The 19,450-nt window shown below is 44.9% G+C and carries 19 protein-coding genes; 7 read left to right on the top strand and 12 right to left on the bottom strand.

The features are described 5' to 3' along the window. Positions 1-133: 133 nt before the first annotated feature. Entirely contained in the window at positions 134-1,780 is a 1,647-nt protein-coding gene (pgi, locus tag EWM62_RS15755; RefSeq protein ID WP_129877639.1) for a glucose-6-phosphate isomerase, read from the bottom strand. Positions 1,781-2,032: 252 nt separating this feature from the next. On the opposite strand from pgi, the gene EWM62_RS15750 reads away from it, so the two are divergent. The 4 genes from EWM62_RS15750 to EWM62_RS15735 all read left to right on the top strand — a co-directional run bounded on the left by EWM62_RS15750 (position 2,033) and on the right by EWM62_RS15735 (position 5,226). Then, positions 2,033-2,470 carry a hypothetical protein gene (locus tag EWM62_RS15750; protein ID WP_129877638.1) on the top strand — a complete coding sequence of 146 codons (438 nt, stop codon included), beginning with the start codon at positions 2,033-2,035 and terminating at the stop codon, positions 2,468-2,470. 144 nt (positions 2,471-2,614) lie between these two features. Further along, a protein-coding gene (gene prfB / locus EWM62_RS15745) for a peptide chain release factor 2 (RefSeq protein ID WP_203235062.1) occupies positions 2,615-3,707 on the top strand; the annotation gives its coding sequence in 2 pieces (ribosomal slippage) (positions 2,615-2,674 and positions 2,676-3,707; 1,092 coding nt in all). Between the two features lie 222 nt (positions 3,708-3,929). After that, a complete protein-coding gene (locus EWM62_RS15740; protein WP_129877636.1) occupies positions 3,930-4,844 on the top strand; it encodes an alpha/beta hydrolase in 915 nt (304 codons plus the stop codon). 37 nt (positions 4,845-4,881) lie between these two features. Beyond that, positions 4,882-5,226, top strand: coding sequence for a DHCW motif cupin fold protein (locus EWM62_RS15735; RefSeq protein ID WP_129877635.1), 345 nt, complete (start codon positions 4,882-4,884; stop codon positions 5,224-5,226). A gap of 9 nt (positions 5,227-5,235) precedes the next feature. Here the strand turns inward: EWM62_RS15735 and radA are convergent, their stop codons facing one another. From radA to EWM62_RS15710, 5 genes are all read right to left on the bottom strand, one after another. Further along, entirely contained in the window at positions 5,236-6,690 is a 1,455-nt protein-coding gene (gene radA, locus EWM62_RS15730) for a DNA repair protein RadA (RefSeq protein WP_129877634.1), read from the bottom strand. Between the two features lie 68 nt (positions 6,691-6,758). Then, on the bottom strand, positions 6,759-7,031 hold the full coding sequence (locus EWM62_RS15725) for a MafI family immunity protein (protein WP_129877633.1): 273 nt from the start codon (positions 7,029-7,031) through the stop codon (positions 6,759-6,761). A gap of 90 nt (positions 7,032-7,121) precedes the next feature. Beyond that, the gene (locus EWM62_RS15720) at positions 7,122-8,672 is read right to left on the bottom strand and encodes an Rne/Rng family ribonuclease (RefSeq protein ID WP_129877632.1); all 1,551 of its coding nucleotides are present in this window, start codon (positions 8,670-8,672) and stop codon (positions 7,122-7,124) included. 226 nt (positions 8,673-8,898) lie between these two features. Then, positions 8,899-9,750 (bottom strand): tetratricopeptide repeat protein, encoded by an 852-nt coding sequence (locus EWM62_RS15715; RefSeq protein WP_129877631.1) that lies wholly within the window; start codon positions 9,748-9,750, stop codon positions 8,899-8,901. A gap of 6 nt (positions 9,751-9,756) precedes the next feature. Continuing rightward, positions 9,757-10,059: an HU family DNA-binding protein gene (locus tag EWM62_RS15710; protein WP_129877630.1), complete on the bottom strand. Its 303-nt coding sequence runs from the start codon at positions 10,057-10,059 to the stop codon at positions 9,757-9,759. Positions 10,060-10,233: 174 nt separating this feature from the next. On the opposite strand from EWM62_RS15710, the gene mutY reads away from it, so the two are divergent. Both mutY and EWM62_RS15700 read left to right on the top strand, forming a co-directional pair. Continuing rightward, positions 10,234-11,277 (top strand): A/G-specific adenine glycosylase, encoded by a 1,044-nt coding sequence (gene mutY, locus EWM62_RS15705; protein WP_129877629.1) that lies wholly within the window; start codon positions 10,234-10,236, stop codon positions 11,275-11,277. Between the two features lie 23 nt (positions 11,278-11,300). Beyond that, entirely contained in the window at positions 11,301-11,723 is a 423-nt protein-coding gene (locus EWM62_RS15700; RefSeq protein ID WP_129877628.1) for a single-stranded DNA-binding protein, read from the top strand. A 143-nt stretch (positions 11,724-11,866) separates the two neighbouring features. Here the strand turns inward: EWM62_RS15700 and EWM62_RS15695 are convergent, their stop codons facing one another. After that, entirely contained in the window at positions 11,867-14,092 is a 2,226-nt protein-coding gene (locus EWM62_RS15695) for a S9 family peptidase (protein WP_129877627.1), read from the bottom strand. A 102-nt stretch (positions 14,093-14,194) separates the two neighbouring features. Between EWM62_RS15695 and EWM62_RS15690 the strand changes: the two genes are divergently transcribed. Continuing rightward, complete coding sequence (locus tag EWM62_RS15690; protein WP_129877626.1) at positions 14,195-15,730, top strand: serine hydrolase; 1,536 nt, start codon at positions 14,195-14,197, stop codon at positions 15,728-15,730. A gap of 124 nt (positions 15,731-15,854) precedes the next feature. On the opposite strand, the gene EWM62_RS15685 is transcribed toward EWM62_RS15690, so the two are convergent. From EWM62_RS15685 to EWM62_RS15665, 5 genes are all read right to left on the bottom strand, one after another. Continuing rightward, positions 15,855-16,361, bottom strand: coding sequence for a hypothetical protein (locus tag EWM62_RS15685; protein ID WP_129877625.1), 507 nt, complete (start codon positions 16,359-16,361; stop codon positions 15,855-15,857). A gap of 124 nt (positions 16,362-16,485) precedes the next feature. Beyond that, the gene (locus EWM62_RS15680; protein WP_129877624.1) at positions 16,486-16,800 is read right to left on the bottom strand and encodes a low molecular weight protein tyrosine phosphatase family protein; all 315 of its coding nucleotides are present in this window, start codon (positions 16,798-16,800) and stop codon (positions 16,486-16,488) included. 8 nt (positions 16,801-16,808) lie between these two features. Beyond that, complete coding sequence (locus tag EWM62_RS15675) at positions 16,809-17,465, bottom strand: hypothetical protein (protein ID WP_129877623.1); 657 nt, start codon at positions 17,463-17,465, stop codon at positions 16,809-16,811. A gap of 1 nt (position 17,466) precedes the next feature. Further along, positions 17,467-18,774 carry an amidohydrolase gene (locus EWM62_RS15670; RefSeq protein ID WP_129877622.1) on the bottom strand — a complete coding sequence of 436 codons (1,308 nt, stop codon included), beginning with the start codon at positions 18,772-18,774 and terminating at the stop codon, positions 17,467-17,469. Between the two features lie 168 nt (positions 18,775-18,942). After that, complete coding sequence (locus EWM62_RS15665) at positions 18,943-19,440, bottom strand: FKBP-type peptidyl-prolyl cis-trans isomerase (RefSeq protein ID WP_129877621.1); 498 nt, start codon at positions 19,438-19,440, stop codon at positions 18,943-18,945. Positions 19,441-19,450 lie beyond the last annotated feature (10 nt).

Below are 19,450 nucleotides of genomic sequence, written 5' to 3'. Positions count from 1 at the left end.
ATAATCAAAAAGGCCGCGATATTCGCGGCCTTTTTGATTATAAAATTGTTGAGGCTACATTCGGCTGTAAATGTTTCAACATCGCAATTAAAACAGGTACTGCCAATGTCAACTCACACTGCTAACTCAGGGTTCACCTCCAGGCCTTATACTGGTTGATCAACCCGTTTGTCGAGGAATCGTGGCTGGTTACCTCTTTATCATCTTTCAGTTCGGGCAGGATCTTACCGGCCAGTTGCTTGCCCAGCTCAACACCCCATTGGTCAAAACTGTAAATGTTCCATATAATGCCCTGTACAAATATTTTATGCTCGTACATGGCAATTAAACTACCCAAAGTGCGCGGGGTTATTTTTTTAACCAGTATAGAGTTTGTAGGGCGGTTGCCTTCAAATACTTTAAATGGCGCTATTTTGCTGATCTCTTCATCAGCTTTACCGGCTTTTTTCAGTTCGGCAATTACTTCCTCTTCGGTTTTGCCATTCATTAAAGCTTCGGTTTGGGCAAAGAAATTTGAGAGCAGCATATTGTGGTGTTCGCCAAGCGGGTTGTGCGACTGCGCAGGCGCTATAAAATCGCAGGGGATCAATTTGGTGCCCTGGTGTATCAGCTGGTAAAAAGCATGCTGCCCGTTTGTGCCAGGTTCGCCCCAGATAACAGGGCCGGTTTGATAGTCGACATGCTTGCCATTACGGTCAACATGTTTGCCATTGCTTTCCATATCCCCCTGCTGGAAATATGCTGCAAAGCGGTGCATGTACTGGTCGTACGGAAGGATGGCTTCTGTTTCTGCTTCAAAAAAGTTGCTATGCCAAATGCCTATCAGCGCTAAAATAGCAGGCAGGTTTTGCTCGAGCGGAGCATCTTTAAAATGGTTGTCCATGGCATGTGCGCCATCCAGCAGCTCCGCGAAATTATCAAAGCCGATGCTTAGGGAAATGGACAGGCCAATGGCGCTCCATAACGAGTAGCGGCCGCCAACCCAATCCCAAAACTCGAACATATTATTGGTATCAATGCCAAATTTTTCAACCCCTTCGGTATTGGTAGAAAGCGCCACAAAGTGCTTGGCCACGTCCTCATCTTTACCTCCGTTTTCAATAAACCAGTCGCGGGCGCTGTGGGCGTTGCCCATGGTTTCCTGCGTGGTAAACGTTTTTGACGCGATGAGGAACAGGGTAGTTTCCGGGTCAACCTCTTTTAAAGTTTCTACTATGTGTGTACCATCCACGTTGGATACAAAGTGCATGGTGAGGTGGTTCTTGTAAGCCTTTAAAGCTTCGGTAACCATTACGGGGCCAAGGTCAGACCCGCCGATGCCGATATTCACCACATCGGTAATAGCTTTGCCTGTGTAACCCGTCCATTTACCGTTGATGATGGCTTCACTAAACTCTTTCATATGATCTAACACGCCGTTCACATCGGGCATTACATCTTTGCCATCAACATAAACTGGTGTGTTGCTGCGGTTACGCAAAGCGATGTGTAACACCGGGCGGCCTTCGGTAACGTTGATCTTCTCGCCCGAGTACATGGCCTCAATTGCCTTATTTACACCACACTCGCGCGCCAGTTGTATCAATAAAGCAACGGTCTCGTCGTCCACGCGGTTCTTGGAGTAATCCAGCAAAATATCGTCAAACTGTAACGAAAATTTTTCAAAACGTTGGTTATCAGCTTCAAATAATTCCTTTAAATTTTTCGACACGATATCTATATAATGGTCGGTTAGGTATTTATAAGATTGGGTGGTTGTGAAATTGATATTTGGCAGCATAGTTGTGATGTTTTTTGTAAAAATAACAAGTTAAAACTGAGCCCTGAAGTAAAAGTGAAAATAGGACAGTTTAGTGTTATTTTAACACACCATACATAGTGTTTGTTTTACACCTTAAAATTGTCATATCAATAACAGATATTGAATAATTTTTTGAAAATCAAAATAAACAATTCATATATTTGTGGTGTTGATAAATAAACCAATTATTTTTCATCATTTTCTTAATTTGTTTTTTAATTACATACTATCATGTTCGAAAAACTCTTTTTGCTTGTAAAAAATAACGCTGATAATGCTGTTATCAACAACCCGGCAGTACCGGAACAATACCGCGAAGCGGTAATAAACGAAGCTTCGAGTTCTATCATCGAGGTATTAAAAAACCAGATGGAAAGTGGCCGGTTGAAGGACTTGGTGAAATACTTCCAGTTTTCGGGTTTGTATGATAACCCGCTTATAAACAGCGCGGTAAATAAATTTGCCAATAAACTGAACAATTTTTACAATATTGATACGCCCCAGGCTATGCAGATAGCAGATGAACTGATCCCGCCGGTGATGCAGGAACTGATCAAACAATCCAAAAGCGAACAGAATAAAGAATTTGCCCTTAGTGCCATGCTATCAAAATTAAGCGGCAACGCCGGCGATATGGGCCTTTTGCTAAACCAACTGCGGATTGCGTAATTAGGTTAAAAGGGTTATAAAAGCTATAAAGGTTGTAAGGTCAGATCCTTGCAACCTTTTTTGTTTAGCAAGCCGCACCTTACAACTTCTACAACCACTCTAACTTTTATAACCTACGTCAACCAAATTTATATCTTTGCCATTATGACAAGAGAAAACATGCAGGATTTAAGGGATAGAACAACTTCCCTGAGGAGGCATCTTTGACATCGATACCAAACTCGATGCCATGCAAAAGGAACAGGATATAACCTTAGGCCCAAACTTTTGGGACCATCCTAAAGATGCCGAGAAGGTACTGGCATCCATCAAAACAAAAAAAATATGGACCGACGCCTTCCAAAAGGTAGTATCGGTGGTAGAAGATACCAATGTATTGTTCGAATTTTTCCAGAGTGGCGATGCTACCGAGCCTGAAATGAACGAGCAGTATGCCCTGGCATTAACCGCGGTTGAAGAACTGGAGTTTAAAAACATGCTGAGCGCAGAGGAAGACCAGTTTAACGCCGTACTGCAAATTACGGCCGGCGCCGGTGGTACCGAAAGCTGCGACTGGGCAGGTATGCTGATGCGCATGTACATTATGTGGGGCGAAAAGAACGGCTACAAAGTTACCGAGCAGGATTACCAGCCTGGCGATGTGGCCGGTGTAAAAACCGTTACCCTGCAGTTGGAAGGCGATTTTGCCTACGGCTATTTAAAGGGAGAGAACGGCGTTCACCGTTTGGTGCGCGTATCGCCCTTTGATGCCAATGCTAAGCGCCATACCTCTTTTGCTTCGGTTTATGTGTACCCTTTGGTTGATGATACCATAGAGATAGAAGTAAAGGATGCCGATATCGAGTTTGAGACGTTCCGCGCGGGCGGTGCAGGCGGGCAAAACGTAAACAAGGTTGAAACCGCGGTACGTTTATACCACAAACCGTCGGGCATCATCATCAAAAACCAGGAATCGCGCTCGCAATTACAGAATAAGGAGAATGCTATCCGTTTACTAAAATCGCAATTATACGAGGCCGAGATGCGCAAACGTGCGGAAGCTTCAAGTGCGGTGGAAGGCAATAAGAAGAAGATTGAGTGGGGATCGCAGATCCGTAATTACGTACTGCACCCATACAAGCTGGTTAAAGACCTGCGTACTGATCACGAAACTTCCAACGCTGCCGCCGTACTGGACGGCGACCTGAACGAGTTTTTAAAAGCCTATCTAATGGAATTTGGCGGGCCGAAGAGTTAGCAATATTAATTCCCTCCCCACGGAAGGGGTGTGGTGGGTTGTGCATCGGCAGGGAGGGGTTCCGATTAGTTCATTAACCCCTTCCTACACCTTCCCAAGGGAGGAGTCGCACAATTCCGCCGCTTTTGATTCGCGGAGATTACAAAAAACGATGCTGCACACTACAGCATCGTTTTTTGTTTGCATAAATTGTACTTTGGCTCGCCAATTACCAGACCGACCATGAGGAGGAATTTTTTAACCACGCTGATTTTGACTGTTATAACCGCTGCCGCCTTTGGCCAGGAAAAGCCTATGCCGCTTTACCCCAAGGTCGTGCCCAATTCAAAACCTACCCCGGCCACTTATGCGGAGACTATTACCGATACCTTTTGGATAACCAACGTTAGCATACCTACTCTTACCGCCTACCTGCCGGAAAAAGGCACGGCCAACGGTACCGCCGTGGTAATTTGTCCGGGTGGCTCTTATGCCGGGCTGGCATCCGAGCATGAGGGGTTTACCGTAGCTAAAGCGTTTAATAAGATAGGCGTAGCAGCCTTTGTACTAAAATATCGCCTGCCTACCGACCTAATCATGGTTGATAAAACCATCGGCCCGCTGCAGGATGCACAGCGTGCCATACAAATGGTAAGGCAGGGTGCCGCCAAATGGGGCATCAACCCCAACCGCGTTGGTATTATGGGCTTTTCGGCAGGGGGGCATCTGGCTTCTACCACGGGCACCCACTTTGATAAGGTGGTAATTGAAAATAAAGACAACACCAGCGTTAGGCCCGATTTTATGATGCTGATATACCCGGTAATAACCTTTGGCGAAAAGGGCCATGCCGGCACTCGCGAAAACCTGCTTGGCAAAACCCCGACGCCTGAACAGCTGGACCTGTACTCGAACGAAAAACAGGTAACCGCCAACACACCCCCAACGTTTATACTACACGCCGAAGATGATGACACGGTACCTATAGAGAATGCTTTGATCATGTACGATGCGCTGGTAAAAAACAAGGTAAAAGCCGAAATGCACATCTTCCCCGAGGGCGGGCATGGATTTGGGATGTTTAACCCAAAAAGTAAAGGCCTTTGGTTTGAGTGGCTAAAAACCTGGATGGGCGATAACGGGTGGTTAAGTAAATAGGAGGCTATAATTAGCCTGATAATAAACAAAAGTTTTAATGAATACGACTATCCCCTTCCAAACCATAAATTGGGATAAAATCTCCAAAGAAGAACATCCGGGCGAACAGGGAACATCCTGGTGGCAAACGCTGCAGTTGCCCGGTTTCCGTATACGCCTGGTAGAATATTCGCCCGGTTACCTTGCCGACCACTGGTGCCAGAAAGGCCACATCGTGCATTGCCTGGAAGGTAGTTTTAACAGCGAGCTTGCCACAGGCGAAATATTTACGCTAAGCAAAGGGCAAAGTTATGTAGTATCTGACGATGCCAGCTCGCACCGCTCCGTATCTGCCGAAGGCGTAAAGCTTTTAATTGTAGACGGGGATTTTTTGAGACCATAATCGCCTGCATTATCCAAATAACAGCCCAAATACCTCCTCTATCCTGCCTACAACTTTCACATCAATGGTGTAGCGCGACAGGTCGAGCCGCTTCTTGTCTTTAGCTGCGGTTGGCATATTGTACTTAGAGATAAAGATCTGTTCGAAGCCAAGTTTTTGTGCTTCGGCTATGCGCTGCTCTACCCGGTTAACCGCTCGGATCTCGCCCGATAAGCCAATCTCGCCCGCGAAACAGGTTTTTGCAGGAATGGGGATATCCTCGTGCGATGAAATAATGGCCGCGGCTAAGCCTAAGTCAATAGCCGGGTCTTCCACGCGGATGCCGCCGGTAATATTCAGGAACACATCCTTAGCGCCCAGCCTAAATCCGCAGCGTTTTTCCAACACGGCCAGCAGCATGCTCATACGTTTAGTATCAAAGCCGGTTGCGGTGCGCTGTGGCGTGCCATATGCCGATGTGCTTACCAATGCCTGGGTTTCTATCAGCATCGGCCTCATGCCCTCTAAGGTGGCAGATATAGTGATGCCGCTTAATGGTTCGTCGCGTTGGGATAATAGGATCTCTGATGGGTTTGATACCTCGCGCAGGCCCTCGCCCAGCATCTCGTAAATGCCCAGTTCTGATGATGAGCCAAAACGGTTTTTAATGGTGCGCAATATGCGGTAAACATGGTGCCTGTCGCCTTCAAACTGCAATACGGTATCTACCATATGCTCCAGTATTTTTGGCCCGGCTATCATCCCATCTTTAGTAATGTGGCCTATCAAAAACACCGGTGTTGATGTTTCCTTGGCAAAACGTAAAAGTTCGGCGGTACATTCCCGTACCTGCGATACGCTGCCGGGAGTAGATTCCACGTGCGAGGAATGCAGCGTTTGAATGGAATCAATCACCAGGATATCCGGCTGTAACTCTTCAATCTGCTTAAATATGTTTTGGGTTGATGTTTCGGTAAGGATGTAGCAACCTTTGTTAATTTCGGATTTCGGATTTTCGGATTTTCGACTGCTCACTGCCAACTGCTCACTGCCAACTGCCGCAAGGCGTTCCGCCCGCATTTTTATCTGGTGGTCGCTTTCCTCGCCCGATACATACAATACCTTAACATTGGGCATATTCAGCGCCAGCTGCAGCATCAGGGTTGATTTACCTATACCAGGTTCGCCGCCTATCAATACCAATGAGCCGGCAACAATACCACCGCCCAAAACACGGTTAAATTCTTTATCGGGCGTTAATAACCTATGTTCTTCCTTAAAAGTGATATCAGCTACTTCCACAGGTTTATTGGCGCGTTGTGATGATGCAGGACTGGCCTTCCAGTTTGGTACGGAAGCGTTGGACTTCTCTAAAATTTCTTCAACAAAAGTATTCCACTGTTGGCAGCTTGGGCATTTGCCCAGCCACTTAGCCGACTCGTAGCCGCAACTTTGACAGAAATAAGCGATTTTAGATTTAGCCAATTTGATCTTAGATTTTAGAAGTACGATTTACGATTGTTTTGCCAATAAAATTAGCAATTATTTTAAAATTAATCCGAGCCAATTAAGCTTTTAAGGAAACTATATGTATTTTCATCCATTTTCATGGCTTGTGCAGACAATGCTATTGAATCGTACATCACTTGGTTTATTTTAATGTCAAATTCAAATAACTGGTCTATCACATGTTCAAGGGCAACACCAAACTCGTTGTACTCTATATACTCTGTTGCTATTTGTAAATCTTTTTGAGGCAAACCAACCTGTTCAGCTTGGATAATTATTTCTTTTAACAACGATGATAAGCTTTTTCTTCCCCACATATTTAAAGATAACCAAAAAGAGCAGATGCTATTTAAAACATCTGCTCTTTATATTCATTTGCATATTTGCACATCTGCAAATCCGCACATTTACAATTTTATCTCTTCATCCTTCGCTGAGAAGAACTTAAACTCGGTGATCTGGTAGGCCGGGTTACTTTTAACCTTTATCCACTGGCCATATTTAAAATACCATTTCATCTGGCGGTTAAATACGCCTTTTTTAATGTATGCCTCAATGTACGGGTGTACACAAAGCGTAATATTTTTCTCGTTTTGCTCGGTAAGGATATAGTTGAAATTTGTTTCAATATCATCTATCAATAAAACGGTTGGCCTGATAGTGCCGGTACCGCCACAAGCAGGGCAAACCTCGCTGGTAACAATGTTCATTTCGGGCCTTACCCTCTGGCGGGTGATCTGGATCAATCCAAATTTGCTTGGCGGCAAAATGGTGTGCTTGGCACGGTCGTCCGCCATTTGGGCTTTCAGGTAATCAAAAAGCTCTTTACGGTTGGTTGGCTTGTGCATGTCAATAAAATCGACAACCACTATGCCTCCCATATCGCGCAGGCGCAGCTGGCGGGCAATTTCTTTGGCGGCTTCTTTATTTACCTGGTAGGCGTTCTCTTCCTGGTTTTCTTTGTTGGCTGTACGGTTACCGCTGTTTACGTCAATAACGTGCAGGGCTTCGGTATGCTCAATAACCAGGTAGGCGCCACCGGCAAGGTTTACCGTTTTGCCAAAGGTTGATTTGATCTGCTTATCAACACCGTGGTGCTCAAAAATGGGCTCCTTGTGTTTGTGTAAACGGACAATGCCTTCCAGATCGGGAGAGATCTCGTGTATGTACGACCTCACCTCTTCATACATACTCTGCTCGTTCACATAAATATGCTGAAAGTCGGGGTTAAGGATATCCCTCAGGATGGTAGATGTACGGCCAATTTCGCCTAAAACCTTTTTAGAGGGTTCGGTTCCGTGCAGCTTGGTAACAAATGTTTCCCATTTAGATATCAGGTCAAGCAGGTCCTTCTGCAATTCCTGCACACCTTTACCCTCAGATACGGTACGTATAATAACGCCGAAATGCTTTGGTTTAATGCTTTCAACCACCTTACGCAGGCGGTTGCGTTCCGTATTGCTTTTTATCTTTTTTGAGATGGATATCACCTCAGAAAAAGGCACCAGCACAACATACCGGCCTGCTATTGACAGATCGGAACTTAAGCGGGGGCCTTTTGTAGAAATTGGCTCCTTGGCTATTTGTACGGGTACAAGCAGGCTTTTTGATAATACATCAGAGATCTTGCCCCCTTTGTTAATATCAGCTTCCGGCTTAAAATTATCTAAAAGCTTCGATTGGTACCCACCGCTACGCACTTGTTTAGTAAGCTTAAGCAGGCTTTGTACCTGCGGCCCCAAATCAAGATAATGCAAAAAGGCATCCTTCTCGTAACCAACATCCACAAAGGCCGCATTAAGGCTGGGCATAATTTTTTTTATGCGGCCTAAATAAATATCGCCAACAGTATAATTGTTAGTGATCTGCTCTTTGTGGAGTTCTACAAGTTGTCTGTCCTGTAATAATGCAATGGTAGCCCCGTTGGGGGATGAATCGATAATTAATTCTTTTATCAACTGCTACTCCATTTCTTAAAACGGCGCACTATTGCGCCGCAAGTTAATAAGTGGGTAAAATACACACATAAAAACCCCGCAAAGCGAGGTATAAGCTACTTTACAGTAGCTTATTTTTTCTTATGTCTGTTTTTTCTTAAACGCTTTTTGCGTTTGTGGGTAGCCATTTTATGTCTTTTACGTTTTTTACCGCTTGGCATAGTAATAATTTTTAAATGTGATTAATTTATTTCTTTAATTCCTTTATATACTCATCTATGCGCTGTCCCGCAACCGGGTCGCCCATTAATTGTTTGCATTTTTCATAAGCTGCAATCGCTTCCTGTTTTTTACCCAGCTGTTTATAGCTTTCGGCTAAATAAAAATAAGGCTCTACTTCTTCCTTTTGTGCAATAAGGGTTTTAAACCTGTCAACCGCTTTTTCGTACTGGCCGCTCTTCATGGCAAACATGCCTAAGTTTAGCACCGCGTCGTGGTTTTTAGGGTCCTTTTTTACTACATCAAGCAAAAGCGCGATACCCTGCATTGGCATAGCGCCACCGTTTACATAAGCAACACCCAGCCCGGTCTTAGCCTCAAGGCTGGCCGGCTGCAGTTTGGTGGCATGGTCAAATGCTTCAACAGCATTTGCAACATATGTACCTTGTGCCGCTGTATCGGTTGATAATTTATACGCCGCGTTAAAACGGTTACCTGCATTTAACCAATCTTCCATCTGGTTACTGCTATGTGCAATATCCGCGTAGTAAAAAGCTGCAGGGGCCGGTTGGGTAACGCTGTCCCATGCTTTGGCTAATTGCCTTTGCAGGGTTACTTTGTCTGCCTCGCCGGCGGTTTTAAGCTTGTTTTCAAGCGCGCTTATCTCTTGCGCTATAGTAGCATCAATATTAGGTTTAGCCAATGCCGATACCGAAGCTGTATTTATATTAGCGTTTGCTGTTGCTTTTGGCGCAGTACCCGCCGCAGCATTGCCACGGGTTGCCTCTTTTGGTTTAACCAAACCCTTAACCGGTAACGAATACAAATAGCCCATAATAGCAACTACTGCTACGCCTACAACTATTTGTTTAACTCTCATACCAGATTACTTGCTTGCTTTAGCCGTTTTGTTACCGCTTCTTACTTTTTCAACAAAAGTTTTAGCCGGTTTAAAGCTTGGCACAAAATGCTCAGGGATAATGATGGCAGTGTTTTTTGAGATGTTACGGGCTGTTTTTTTAGCTCTCTTTTTTACAACAAAGCTACCGAAACCTCTAACGTATACGTTTTCGCCGCCAACCATCGAGGTTTTAACTACCTTAAAAAACGCCTCAACAGTTTCCTGCACGTCCACTTTTTCTATTCCTGTTTTAGATGAGATTTCAGCTATAATTTCTGCCTTGGTCATATCCTGTTTTCTTTTATTTAAATGTATAAATACTTAACTGTTTTGGGGTTGCAAAAGTATCGCTTTATTTATAAAGAATAAAATAAATAGCAGATTTTTTTTCGGGCAGCCTTAAATCGGCATTTTTTGCTGTAAATTATGATACAGAGATGATATGATGTTAATTTGCAGGCGATGGATCTTTCTGCCGAACTGATAGCCTGGTACAACGATAATAAGCGCGACCTGCCCTGGCGCAAAACAACCGATGCTTACATCATATGGCTGTCTGAAATTATATTACAGCAAACGCGTGTTGAGCAGGGCACGCCCTATTTTTATCGCTTTGCAGAAAAATACCCAACCGTAACTGACTTTGCAGCAGCACATGAAGACGAGGTACTACGCTTATGGCAGGGCCTAGGTTATTATTCCAGGGGCCGCAATATGTTAAAAACCGCGCAGCTGGTGCAGCAGCAATATAGCGGCGTGTTCCCGGTTAAATATAACGAACTGATAAAGCTTAAGGGTATAGGTGAATATACCGCCGCCGCCATATCCTCCTTCTCATCAAACGAAGCGAAGGCTGTAGTTGATGGTAATGTTTACCGTGTGCTGGCGCGATATTTTGGAGTGGATGAACCCATAAATTCGCCGAAGGGAAAAAAGATGTTCCAGCAAATAGCCAACGATGTGCTTGATAAGGCCCGCCCGGCATTGCATAACCAGGCCATAATGGAGTTTGGGGCCATGCTTTGCAAACCTAAAAAACCGGCTTGCGGCATTTGCCCGGTAAGGCTGGGCTGTGTTGCTTTTAAAACAAATGCAACAACGTATTTGCCTGTAAAAATTAAAACTGTTAAGGTACGTAAAAGGTATTTTAACTATATGTTAATATCTGATGGTAAAGAGGTGTTAATGAATAAACGCGGCGAAGGCGATATCTGGGCTAATATGTACGACCTGCCGCTTATCGAAACCACAGAATTAATTGAGCAGAACGAGTTACTAAAGCTTCCGCAGATGAAAGTTTTTGGTGAAAACATTGCGTTTAAGAATAACCCGGCTATAATTAAGCACGTGCTTACGCATCAGCAATTATTTATCAGGTTTCATGTTTTAGATAAATTCCCGGATAAATTACAGAGCGGCTGGTTTTATACCGATGTAAATAACCTTGAAAACTTAGCGCTTCCCAAAGCCATTTTTATATTTATAAAATATTTTTTTAATTTCTAAATAATTCTCCGTTAATTTATGGCATGTCTGGAATTAACAAAGTAATACTGGTTGGGCATTTAGGAAAAGACCCCGAAGTACGGCATTTAGAAGGAGGGGTTGCCGTAGCAAGTTTCCCATTAGCAACATCTGAAACATTTAATAAAGATGGCCGCAAGGTAGAGCAAACCGAATGGCATAATATAGTGATGTGGCGCGGCCTTGCCGATGTAGCTGCTAAATTTTTACAAAATGGCAAGCTGGTTTATATAGAAGGCAAACTGCGCACGCGATCTTTTGAGGATAAAGAAGGCGTTAAAAAATACACCACAGAAGTGGTTGCCGAAAACTTTACCATGCTGGGCCGCAAAACCGATTTTGAGAATGACAGTGCCCCGCGCCAGGTTTTAAAAACATCAGACACCGACGGGTACCGCAACAACGATGCGGACGACCTTCCCTTTTAGCCCAATTACAAACATATTATATAAAAAGCCCCGCGGTTATGCCGGCGGGGCTTTTGCTTTGGCCTCACCCAACCCTCTCCAAAGGAGAGGGTTAAGAAGGTGAATTTTATCTCCCTCTGCTTTGGAGGGGGCCGGCGTAAGGCTTACCTCGCGCCCGGCGCACAATGCTCCCTTAAATAGTTGGTGTACAGGGTGCGTAAATGCATACCTGTGCCCGCACCTTCAGATATGCTGTGGGTACGGTTTGGATATAGCATCAACTGGAATTGTTTATTGTATTTAACCAGTTCGTTTATCAGCAGTTCGGCATTTTGATAATGCACGTTATCATCGCCGGTACCATGTATGTACAGTAAATTGCCTTTAAGGTTTTTAGCATAAGTAATAGGCGACCCTTTGGTGTACGCGGCCCTGCCTTCTGCATCAACCGGCACGCCGGTGTAGCGCTCCTGGTAAATATTATCGTAGGTTAACTGGTTGCCTACTGCAGCAATGGCTATCCCGGTTTTAAAGATCTCGGGGTATTGGAACATCAGGTTTAGGGTTGATGAACCGCCGCCGCTCCAGCCCCATACAGCCACGCGCGAGGTGTCCAGGTACGAGCGGTCTTTAAGCAATTGTTTGGTGCCCATGGCCAGGTCGCGGATGTTTACCGTACCAATGCCTTTGTAGATAGATTTGCGCCACTCGCGCCCCTTGGGCACAGGTGTACCACGGTTATCAATCGACATGTAGATGTAGCCATCCTTTGCCATATCGCCGTTGTACATAAAGTTATAGCTCGATCCGTTCTCGTCTTTCACATTCTGGCCCCATGGTTCGCCGTAAACAAATAGCACTACCGGGTATTTTTTGGCGGGATCAAAATCGTTAGGTTTTACCATCCATCCGTCCATTTCCACGCCGTCTTCAGTTTTTACTTTAAAAAACTCAACGTTCGATTTTGCTTTCAGTCCTGCAGATGCGGTGACCGCTTTGGCCACTTTTTCATCGCCGCTAAAGGTTTTATGATCGGGCAGGGAAACAACTTCGTTAACGGCCTCGGTGTAGTAGTTTGAGAAGCTATGCGTAGCCGCCTTGCCATTTGGCGATACATCATAATTATGGGTGCCTGGCTCGTTCATAGGGGTAAGGCGTTCGGCTTTACCGCTGCCATCCAGTTTTGTGCGGTAAAGGTATTTTTGCGTAGCATTATCCGGCGAAGCCGAGAAATAAACATAACCCGATTTTTCGTCGATAGCGTTTATCTGCATCACATCGTAATTGCCTTTGGTTATAAGCTTTTCCTTTTTACCATCGTGGCTTATGCGGTATAAATGCCGCCAGCCGTCCTTTTCGCTGGCCCATAAAAAGTCTGCACCGTTTTTAAACCAGTCCCAGCCGCCATAATAGTAGGTCTCTTCCCACTCTGGCAAAATATCTACCCAAGCGGCATCTTTTTCCTGGTAAATGGTTTTTGATGCGCCGGTGGCAACATTACAAAGCATTACCTCGGTTTGGTTTTGAGCCCGGTTAAGGTGCTGAATGACCAGTTCGGTATTATTGGCCGCCCACTCCATCCTTGGTACATACGATTGCAGAACCGGGTCTGTCGGGATATCCATCCATTTGGTAGCGCCCCCTGTCGCGCTTACCACACCAATTTTAAATGGTGAGGGCGCTTCGCCCGCTACCGGGTATTCAACAGGTTTTACGTAAGGGTAAATAGAGTCGGTTGTATTCAGCATCAGGTAATTCCTGGTTTTGCTGGCATCTATTTGCCAGTAAGCTACCTGGTTACCATCCGGGCTCCAGCGGAATCCATCGCGACAGAAAAACTCTTCTTCGTACACCCAGTCGAACGTGCCGTTTATCAGTTTATCCGTACCGTTGGTAGTTAATTGCTTAACACTGCCGTCGGCCAGGGTTTCTACATAAATGTTATGCCCGCTTACGTACCCAACCTTGCTGGCATCGGGCGAGAACTTGGCAAACATCATAGATGATGCCGGCAGGTTGGTGCCCAGTTTGGTTAATTTTTTTGCTGCAAAATCATACACCCAATAATCGCCGCGGGTAGCGTAGCGCCATACCTTTTTGGCGTTGGTGTACAGCAGTACCTTCTGCCCGTCGGCCGACAGGTAAAAGCTACGTACGCCTATAGGCTTTTGCCCCTGCGGGGTAAGCATTTCCTTGTTTACCAATACGGTTTTTTTGTTGGCATCGCGGGCATCAAGCACCACAATTTCGCCGCTTTGTACTTTATAATACTGGTAACCATCTTTTGCCCAATGGGTTGATGGTATTTGGGCCATAACGCTGTTTTGTGCAAGCGTTAATAGCAAAATCGCAAGGGCAAACAGCCCGGTGCGGTAACATTTAGTGTTCATGAAAATTTGATTTTAATAATTGTCCCTTAATTTATTAAATAAATAATGCTGCTGTAAATTTTGCGTTAAATTAGCATTTTAAAGCCCGTGATATATTATACCATGAAAAAATTACACTTACTGCTTTTATGCCTTATTGCCTTTGTTACTGTTAACGCGCAGGATGTTGACAGGAGTAAATTTATTAAGGATAGCCTGGACACCTATATAAATAAGGCCCTAACCGACTGGCGCATCCCCGGCGCGGCTGTTTGTATTGTAAAGGATGGCAAGATAGTATTGATGAAGGGATACGGTATAAAAGAGCTTGGCCTGCCCAATAAGGTAGATGCAAACACCTTGTTTATGATAGGCAGCAATACCAAAGCTTTTACCGCAACGGCCTTAGCCATGCTGCAGTCCGAAAAAAAGTTATCGCTTGATGAAAGGGTAACCAAATACATCCCCGAGTTTAAGCTGGAAAACAAAGCGGCCGGCGATATGGCCATTGTTAAAGATCTGCTGTGCCACCGCCTCGGGTTTCGCACATTTCAGGGCGATTTTACTTTTTATAATACCAACTTAAGCCGCCACGAGGTAATAGATAAGCTTGGTAAAATGAAAGCCACCTATCCGTTCCGTACTACATGGGGGTATACCAATTCGGCATTTTTAACGGCGGGCGAAATTATCCCCAGGGTTACCGGCAAGCAATGGGAAACCTATTTAAAGGACGAGATTTTTGCCCCGCTGGGGATGAACAGCACACTGGCCCTAACCGCCGAAATGCCAAAAGCGCTTAACCGCACCGTGGCGCACACACTGGTCGACGGTCGCCTCACCGCCATACCTTATTGTAATACCGATGGGCTGGCGCCTGCCGCCAGTATCTGCTCGTCGGTAAATGACATGAGTAAGTGGGTAATGGCTTTACTGGATAATGGTAAAGTTGGCAATAAGCAGGTAATACCGGCATCGGCTATTGCAGCTACCCGCCAGGCGCAGGATGTGGTGGGCAACGTTAACCATTTAAACGGCGATAGCGGCTTTCAGCTTTATGGGCTGGGCTGGTTTATACAGGATTACGACGGCCGGCGCCTGGTTATGCACGACGGCGGGGTAAGCGGTTATGTATCATCGGTAACGCTGGTGCCTAAAGAGCACCTGGGCATTATAATCCTGACCAATACCGACCAAAACGCGCTTTACGAAGCACTGCGATGGGATATCATCGACGCGTTCTTTAAAAACAAGAACTACCATTATAACGATACTTACCTGGCCAATAATAAAACCAACACTACTGCAGAACTGGCAGCCGATAAAAAGCTGCGCGACAGCACCCTGCTGAATATTAAACCCGCGCTATCTGCCAATAAATACACCGGCAAATACGTAAACGATTTTTATGGCAGCCTGGAAATTACCCGGGGCGAAAATGGTAACGACCTGGAGATCCGTTTTGAGCACCACCCAAAAATGTATGCCAAGCTACAGCCACTGGGCGGCAACCGGTTCTATGTTACCTTTTCTGACCCGGTGTTTGGTAAGGCCATATTCCCGTTTTTTGTTAAAGATGGTAAAGTGACGGGCATACGCGTTAAAGTAGCCGATTTTGTGGAGTACAGCCCTTACGATTTCAGGAAAGTGGAAAAGTAATAACCGCTTTACGAGCGAAGGCGGGTTTCATAGATTATCCTTGCGCTCGTCTGCAACGAGCGCAAGTTTGAGCAAATTGTTTTGTCATCCAACGCCTCAGGGTTACAAGGGCAAAAGTTTACACTCATTGCCTTGAGATTATGATATTTGTAGTGGATGTATCAGCATAAATTATTTTTCCTTTTGAAATTAGCCTGACACTTATTTTCATAGGTGTTTGTTGAAGAGTATCGCTATCTAATACTGCAGATGCCGTAAAAATGTCCCGATTGTTGATATTGAAATCAACAAGCTTATACTCCTTGTTTTTTATTTTTATTTCGCCCTCAAAAGAAGCCCCGGGCTCCCTTGCACAAACACCGTTAATGAAGAAATTATCGCCAGGTTTTACTCTTGTGGTAGTGCCATCTTTAGGATTGGATACCCTTATGATGTTCAGGTGGCTATTTGAAACGTTAGTATTAAAAACAGCTACGCTACCAACAACAATTTCAATTAAAAGAGCATAAAAAAGCTTTTCCCTGAATTGGGGTTCGATCTTTATTAAGTTGAGAACTGATAATAATGTGATAGCCGCCGTCAAAATAAACACCGCAGCACAGGTCCAGGTAATTACATCGATTACTGTCATAAGTTTAGGTTTAATGATTGATAATCAAATATATAAACTAATTACATATTATAAAATGGGCGTAATAATTTAATATAGTTAAGATCGCTAACGGATTGATACCTGTTAAACTGTCAAATTTTATTCACAGCCACTCTGCCAATGCCGATTTCAATATCTCTACCAGTTCCGGGTCGTTAAACCGGTAGTCATCGGGGATATTTAAAACTACAAGCTGTTTATGGCGGGCATCAAATTTTTGTTTAATAATATCGCGGTGTTTGTATTCCATCACAAACACCACATCGGCCCAGTCAATTAATTTTTGGTTGAGCTTAATGCGCGCTTTATCGCCGGTGCCTGCACTGCGGGCATAGTGAAAGCTGTGGCCTTTAAATAATACTTCGGCTGTAGGGCTGCGCCACTGGTTTTTACTGCAAATGAAGAGGAGATTGGGCAAAGCTACGCTTAATTACTTTGGGTAAACCTTAAAACAATGGCAATAATCAACACCAAAATAGAAAGATAAAAGATCCTGGTGCCGTGCGCCCTGTCGGTTTCGGTGTAGCTAAATACCTGCTCGCCATTGGGCAATATTTTTTTATGCGTTGATAAGTGCCAGCCAACAAATGCGCCCAGCAAGCCCCCAAATATCGCAAAAAAGTAACCGAAGATGATCCAGGTTAGCTGCGGCTTTTCGGGCGCTTTAAGTTCTTCCAACCGTTTCGAATGTAGCTGAATGATGTTTTGCTCGGTGATCTTTACGCCGCGCTCGTTAAGTATCTTAACAGCCAGCAAATTATCAAACTGGCTCCACTCGTCGGGTTTCGATACCAGGTCGGTAAGTTCCTGGTTGGTAAAATCGTAAAGGTAATGATCGGGGCCAACAGCGGCAACACTTTGCATTTCTTCCGCTTTCAGGATATCGTTTACTTTTAAAAAATCGTCGGCGCTAATTTTCACCGCGTAATCGTTAGCGGTTTCATCAGCATAAAATGTTGGGTTAAACAAGGTAGATTCTTCCTCTACCGTATAAGGGATATTATACCGGCCCAAAGTTTCGGCAAGTTCATTTGCCAGGGCCGCATCGTTAAACTTTTTATAGGTGATCAGTTCTGTGCTCATGTTACTTTCCCTTCCCTGCCATATAATCCAGCGTTAAATTACACAAGGCCTTTACACCAAGGGTAAAGCCGCTTTCGTCTAAATAAAAATCGGGCGTATGGTGCGATGGGGCCGTTATGCTATTACCGCCTTTTGGCATCCCTCCTAAAAAGAAGAATATGCCCGGCACTTTTTGCTGGTAAAAGCTAAAATCTTCGGCGCCGGTAACAGGCGGGCGCAATAACACGTTCTCTTTACCCGCGGTAGCTTCCAGCGTGGGCAGCATTTTGGCGGTAAGTGCAATATCATTAAAGGTAACGGGATATTTATTGCTAAAGGGTATCATTACCTCGGCAGTAGCGCCGTATGCTTCGGCAGTTTTGGTGGCAATACGCTTTACATTTTCGGTTATCAGTTTTTCGTCGCCGTCGGTAAAATATCTAACGGTGCCCTGCATCTTTACACTCTCGGGTATGATGTTAAAGCGCGAACCGCCGTTAATTACACCGATAGTAACCACCGCGGGGTTTTCGGTTACGTTTATATTGCGGCTTACAATACTTTGCAGACTGGTGATAATTTGTGCCGATACCACAATTGGGTCAACACTGCTCCAGGGGTAAGCGCCATGTGCCGATCGGCCTTTTACGGTTATCTGCAGATCTTTTACGCCTGCCATGGTACCGCCGGGGCGGTAAACTATTTTGCCCACCTCGGTTTGCGAATTGATGTGCAGGCCAAATATCACGTCAACCTTTGGGTTTTCCATTACCCCTTGCTTCACCATTTCTTCGGCGCCGCCTTTTTCTCCTGTAGGCGCACCCTCTTCGGCTGGTTGAAATATGAATTTTACGGTACCGCGCAGGTCCTTTTTCATGGACGACAGCACCTCGGCCACCCCCATTAAAATAGCCATGTGCGAATCGTGCCCGCAGGAATGCATCACGCCTACTTCGTTACCGTTATATTGTGTTTTAACTTTCGATGCGAAAGGCAGGTTCACACGCTCGATAACGGGTAGCGCATCCATATCGGCACGCAGGGCAACTACCGGGCCGGGCAAGCCCCCTTTTAATATGCCCACCACACCTGTGGTAGCAATACCGGTTTGCACAGTAATACCTAATGCCTGCAGGTGTTTGGCTATGATGGCAGATGTGCGCACCTCGCGGTTGCCCAGTTCGGGATGTTCATGAAAATCGCGCCGCCAGGCTATAATTTTGCTTTCAAGCGCATCCGCTTTATCGCTTACTATTTTTTTTGCAGCGTTGTTTTGGGCCGATGCCGATAACGAGACAAACAAAAATAGCGGGACGAATAATTTTTTCATGATGAAGGGGTTGGTGAGGCTAAATATAGCGATTTATATTAAAAACCGTCCCCATCACATTTTAACGGCTTTAGGCATAATGCATTGGCAAAACCTGGCTATCAGATGGCGCGAAAGCAAAAAAGCGCCTTAAATTAAGGCGCTTTTAACAAATTTTTGAAAAAGAAATTATATAGGAGTGGTACCTGTAACCAGTTCCTTAACTGTAATAACAAATATAATTACCGAATTTGGAGGGATAGGCCCGTTTGAATAAGGCCCGTATGCCAGCGTTGACGGGATTATCAGTAATATTTTACCGCCTACCTTAACTTTTGGCACGCCAATTTTCCAGCCGGCTATGATGTTGGTAGAAGCTGATAAAGTAGTTGTATAGTCTTCCCTTTGATCAAACTTAACCCCGTTTATATCGGTACCTACATAACTCACCTTTACTTTCGAGTCGTTGGTTATAACCGGGCCCGTACCTTCAGTAATTATCTGGTAATATAAACCGGATGTATCTTTGGTTGCAGTGATATCGGTGTGCGAAGCTAAATAAGCCTTTATTACACCATCGTCAGCTTTTGCCTGCGCTACCGGATCATATACCGGTCCGGGATCGCTTTTTGAACATGACGCGAGGCCTACGGCCAGCATGCTTAGTATAAAGAAATATTTTTTCATAGATATAAAA

Origin of the sequence: Mucilaginibacter terrigena (assembly GCF_004168255.1) — a bacterium.
GTDB classification, from domain to species: domain Bacteria; phylum Bacteroidota; class Bacteroidia; order Sphingobacteriales; family Sphingobacteriaceae; genus Mucilaginibacter; species Mucilaginibacter terrigena.
The sequence above is the reverse complement of the archived record's forward strand: the minus strand, read 5'-3'. Positions and strand labels throughout refer to the sequence as shown.

What these genes read in the sequence shown, in the direction of transcription:
- pgi (WP_129877639.1), bottom strand. Translation starts at nt 1,780, where the DNA reads ATGCTGCCAAATATCAATTTCACAACCACCCAATCTTATAAATACCTA.
- EWM62_RS15750 (WP_129877638.1), top strand. Translation starts at nt 2,033, where the DNA reads ATGTTCGAAAAACTCTTTTTGCTTGTAAAAAATAACGCTGATAATGCT.
- EWM62_RS15740 (WP_129877636.1), top strand. Translation starts at nt 3,930, where the DNA reads ATGAGGAGGAATTTTTTAACCACGCTGATTTTGACTGTTATAACCGCT.
- EWM62_RS15735 (WP_129877635.1), top strand. Translation starts at nt 4,882, where the DNA reads ATGAATACGACTATCCCCTTCCAAACCATAAATTGGGATAAAATCTCC.
- EWM62_RS15725 (WP_129877633.1), bottom strand. Translation starts at nt 7,031, where the DNA reads ATGTGGGGAAGAAAAAGCTTATCATCGTTGTTAAAAGAAATAATTATC.
- EWM62_RS15715 (WP_129877631.1), bottom strand. Translation starts at nt 9,750, where the DNA reads ATGAGAGTTAAACAAATAGTTGTAGGCGTAGCAGTAGTTGCTATTATG.
- EWM62_RS15710 (WP_129877630.1), bottom strand. Translation starts at nt 10,059, where the DNA reads ATGACCAAGGCAGAAATTATAGCTGAAATCTCATCTAAAACAGGAATA.
- mutY (WP_129877629.1), top strand. Translation starts at nt 10,234, where the DNA reads ATGGATCTTTCTGCCGAACTGATAGCCTGGTACAACGATAATAAGCGC.
- EWM62_RS15700 (WP_129877628.1), top strand. Translation starts at nt 11,301, where the DNA reads ATGTCTGGAATTAACAAAGTAATACTGGTTGGGCATTTAGGAAAAGAC.
- EWM62_RS15695 (WP_129877627.1), bottom strand. Translation starts at nt 14,092, where the DNA reads ATGAACACTAAATGTTACCGCACCGGGCTGTTTGCCCTTGCGATTTTG.
- EWM62_RS15690 (WP_129877626.1), top strand. Translation starts at nt 14,195, where the DNA reads ATGAAAAAATTACACTTACTGCTTTTATGCCTTATTGCCTTTGTTACT.
- EWM62_RS15685 (WP_129877625.1), bottom strand. Translation starts at nt 16,361, where the DNA reads ATGACAGTAATCGATGTAATTACCTGGACCTGTGCTGCGGTGTTTATT.
- EWM62_RS15675 (WP_129877623.1), bottom strand. Translation starts at nt 17,465, where the DNA reads ATGAGCACAGAACTGATCACCTATAAAAAGTTTAACGATGCGGCCCTG.
- EWM62_RS15670 (WP_129877622.1), bottom strand. Translation starts at nt 18,774, where the DNA reads ATGAAAAAATTATTCGTCCCGCTATTTTTGTTTGTCTCGTTATCGGCA.
- EWM62_RS15665 (WP_129877621.1), bottom strand. Translation starts at nt 19,440, where the DNA reads ATGAAAAAATATTTCTTTATACTAAGCATGCTGGCCGTAGGCCTCGCG.